We start from the raw sequence: 3,514 nt of genomic DNA, 5'->3' as shown, positions 1-3,514 counted from the left end.
CGCCGATGTCCGAGCCGTCGCCGACCACGACGCCCGCGGAGATCCGGCCCTCGACGAAAAATAAATTGTAAATCAAATTTATTTTTCCGCATCCGGGGGTCGGCCGCGGCCGGCAGCACGACGTGGTGGAACCAGCCGGCGGCGTGCTGGGAGTCGACGGTGATGTGCAGTCGGTGGTAGGTGATGCCGACCGGGGGCAGCCCCAGTCGCTCCCAGGCGTGCACCACATCGGTGAAACGATCCGGCACCAGCCATTCCGTCATGCCGAGGAAACCGACCGCCTCCGGGTAGAACCGGCGGTAGCGGCAGACCAGGACGGCCAGGTTGCCGGTGAGCAGGTCGTTCGCCGTCATCGCCGACTCCATGTCGTCCTCGCGGACGTCGAACACCTCGTAGATCTTGTTGAAGAGGCGCGTGTGCACCTGGTCGGGATCGCCGTTGCCCATCTCGTCCCAGAAGTTGTTCGCGATCTCCATCTTGGCCGCGCCCGCCGTGCCGACCTGCATCATCGCGAGCAGATCGTCGAACCGCCCGTCCACGAGCGACTCCTGGATGACGTACGTGCGCAGGTCGTCGTGGCCGGCCTGGTGGCGGATGAACTCCGTGTAGTACGGGTGCTTGAACGCGCGGTGCCGGCGCACGATGCCCTTGAGCCAGGACAGGTAGGCCCGCGGCTCGGCCGGTGCCTGCCGGAGCGTTCCGGGCGCGAGGTACCGGTCCTCCGCGGCGACGGTGGCGTTCTCGAGCAGCCGCGTGACCTCGTGCAGCAGCACGGAGCCCTCGGCGGACGCGCCCTCGGGCAGTCGCATGACGGTGGCATGGATCCGGGACAGCAGCAGCTGCTGCAGACGGAAGGCCTCCGGGTCGCCGGCCGCCGCGTCCTTGTTGAGGGCGCGTACCGCGCCGACCGTCCGGTCGTGCTCCGCCGCGTGTTTCCGGTCGACGTCGTCGCCGTCCAGCGTGAGCCAGGACGATATCTCGTCCACGAGCGCGGCATGCCCGGCCGTGTCGGTGGCCTGAAGTGTGCGCGACACCATTCCTCCAGATTCACGGGAAAACAGAGCCAGGCCCAACTATTCCAAAAGTGGCTGATATCGCCCTGACGAGATCCTTGCGGAACGCCACCGAATGAAAGGGTGAGGGCGGGTCGCCGATTCCTCGGTGACCCGCCCTCGCGACAGCGGAGAGGGTAGGATTCGAACCTACGTGGGCAGAGCCCGAATCGGAGGGTTTCCGATTCCCCGTTAGGCCGCTTCGGATACCTCTCCCTTTCTGATTGAATAATCTCACGGGAACGCTGACCCGGTCCTGATGCGGGACTGAGACAGGCTCGGGGTAAACGGCGGATCATTCCACGCGAATGCGGCGCAGGGAAGGTCCGCCGTTGTTCCCGGTCGTCCCCGTCAGCGGGCGGACGGCACGCGTACCAGCTCGGCGGCGACCGCGCGGATCTCCGCCACCGAACGGTCCACGTCCTCTCGCGTGGTACGCCACGAGGACACCGACACCCGCATCGCCGCCCGCCCGTGCCACACCGTGCCGCCGAACCAGCACACCCCGCGCCGCTGGAGCCGGGTGATGACCTCCTGGGTGAGCGTGTCGTCGTCGCCGAAGCGCACCATGACCTGATTCAGCGCCACCTCGTTGAGCACCTGCGCCCCCGGGATCGCGGCGATGCCGTCGGCGAAGCGGCGCGCGAGCTCGCAGCACCGCTCGACCAGCTCCGCCACGCCCGAGCGGCCCAGCGTCCGCAGCGCCGCCCACACCGGCAGGCTGCGGGCGCGCCGGGAGAAGTCCGGGACCCACTCGATGTTGTCCCGCTCTCCGGGGGTGCCGGGCGGCAGATAGGCCGCCCGCTCGGTCAGCATCGCCGCGCGGTGCGCCTCGGGGTGGGCCACGAAGACCAGACCGCAGTCGTAGGGCACGTTCAGCCACTTGTGCGCGTCGCTCGCCACCGAGTCGGCCGCCTCGATCCCGGCCACCAGCCCGCGCAGCCTCGGGCTGGCCGCGGCCCACAGTCCGAACGCGGCGTCGACGTGCACCCAGGCGCCGTAGTCGTGCGCGACCGCGCAGATCTCGTCCAGCGGGTCGACGGCGCCGGAGTGCACGTCACCGGCCTGGGCGCACACGATGGCCGGACCGGAGCCCGCCGCGAGCACCGCCTTCAGCTCCGCCACCCGCATCCGGCCCTCGTGGTCGGCCGGCACCACCTCCACGCGCCCGGCCCCGAACCCGAGGTAGCGCAGGGCGAGGTCGATGGTCAGATGACGCTGCTCGCCCCCGATCACCCGCACCCGCGGCGCCCCCTGGAGCCCGTCCCGCTCCACGTCCCAGCCCACGCGGGCCAGCAGGTGGTGGCGTGCGGCGGCCAGTGCCGTCAGGTGCCCCATGGTGCAGCCGGTCGGGAAGCCGACCGAGGCGGTCGGGGGCAGTCCCAGCAGGTCGAGCAGCCACTGCCCGGCCGTGTGCTCGGCGACGGCGACGGCCGGCCCGAGGTCGTGGACGCCCGCCGCCGGATCCCAGGCCGACACCAGCCAGTCCGCGGCGATGGAGACCGGCAGCGTGCCGCCGATGACGTAGCCGAAGTAGCGCGGGCCGGAACTGGCGACCACGCCGCCCTCCTCCTGTACCCGGCGCAGTACGTCCATGGTGTCGGTGGCCGGGGTGGGACGGTCGGGCAGCGGCCCGCCGAGCAGCGCGTGCAGGTCCTCGGTACGGGCGGTGGCGGCGACCCGACGCTCGGGCAGCCCGTCCAGATAGTCGAATGCCTGTTTTACGGCACGAACCAGCGGTTCTTTGTCGAAATCCGTCACGGCGATCAGCGTAGGCGGCACCGACTGACTTCCTGCTGACGGCGGCGCGGCCCGCGAGGGGAAGCCACCAGACGATCACACCGCCCGCTGACACCGCCCTGACACCCGGCGTTTGCGCAGGTCAGAGCGGTGGTCCAGGGATGGCGTGGGCACGGGTGGCGGCCTATTCTCGTCAGGCGGTCAATCCGGCAGAGAACTCCCGCGAAAGGTGTTCCCCGTGGTTCTGCAGACACGTTTCACGTCCCTGATGGGCTGCACCGCGCCGATCCAGCAGGCCGGCATGGGCTGGGTGTCCGGCGTCGATCTGGCCGTCGCCGTCGCCGACGCCGGCGCCCTCGGCATGGTGGCCTTCCCGCTCGCGCCGCCGCCGGTGCTGACCCGGCTGCTCGACCAGGTCACGGCGCGCACGGAGGGAGCCGTGGGCCTGAACGTGATCGTGCCCTTCCTGGACGACCCGGCCTGCCTGGACATCGCGGCGCGGCGGCTGGGACTGGTCGAGTTCTTCTGGGCCGACCCCGACCCGGCGCTGGTGCGGCGCGTCCACGACGGCGGAGCGCTGGCCGGCTGGCAGGTCGGCTCCGTGGCCGAGGCCCGGGCGGCCCAGGACGCCGGCTGCGACCTCGTCGTCGTCCAGGGCACGGAGGCCGGGGGACACCTGAGGGGGAAGCGGGCGCTGCTCCCGCTGCTCTGCGAGGTGCTGG

3 protein-coding genes and 1 tRNA gene are annotated in these 3,514 nt (G+C 70.8%); 1 reads left to right on the top strand and 3 read right to left on the bottom strand.

Translation table 11 applies throughout. From position 1 onward, the window contains the following. The 3 genes from H5J33_RS27760 to H5J33_RS27750 form a co-directional block, all read right to left on the bottom strand. Positions 1 to 1,034, bottom strand: a 1,034-nt coding sequence (locus H5J33_RS27760; RefSeq protein ID WP_309485503.1) for an iron-containing redox enzyme family protein, incomplete at its 3' end; no start/stop codon positions are given. A 147-nt stretch (positions 1,035 to 1,181) separates the two neighbouring features. Further along, a tRNA-OTHER gene (locus H5J33_RS27755) sits at positions 1,182 to 1,268 on the bottom strand. A gap of 135 nt (positions 1,269 to 1,403) precedes the next feature. Then, on the bottom strand, positions 1,404 to 2,813 hold the full coding sequence (locus H5J33_RS27750) for an aminotransferase class V-fold PLP-dependent enzyme (protein ID WP_181797576.1): 1,410 nt from the start codon (positions 2,811 to 2,813) through the stop codon (positions 1,404 to 1,406). A gap of 217 nt (positions 2,814 to 3,030) precedes the next feature. Between H5J33_RS27750 and H5J33_RS27745 the strand changes: the two genes are divergently transcribed. Beyond that, on the top strand, positions 3,031 to 3,514 hold a 484-nt coding region (locus H5J33_RS27745), incomplete at its 3' end, for a nitronate monooxygenase (protein WP_181797575.1).

Origin of the sequence: Streptomyces sp. WELS2, assembly GCF_013870595.1 — a bacterium.
Lineage (GTDB): Bacteria > Actinomycetota > Actinomycetes > Streptomycetales > Streptomycetaceae > Streptomyces.
This window is presented reverse-complemented; position numbering and strand designations above follow the sequence as displayed.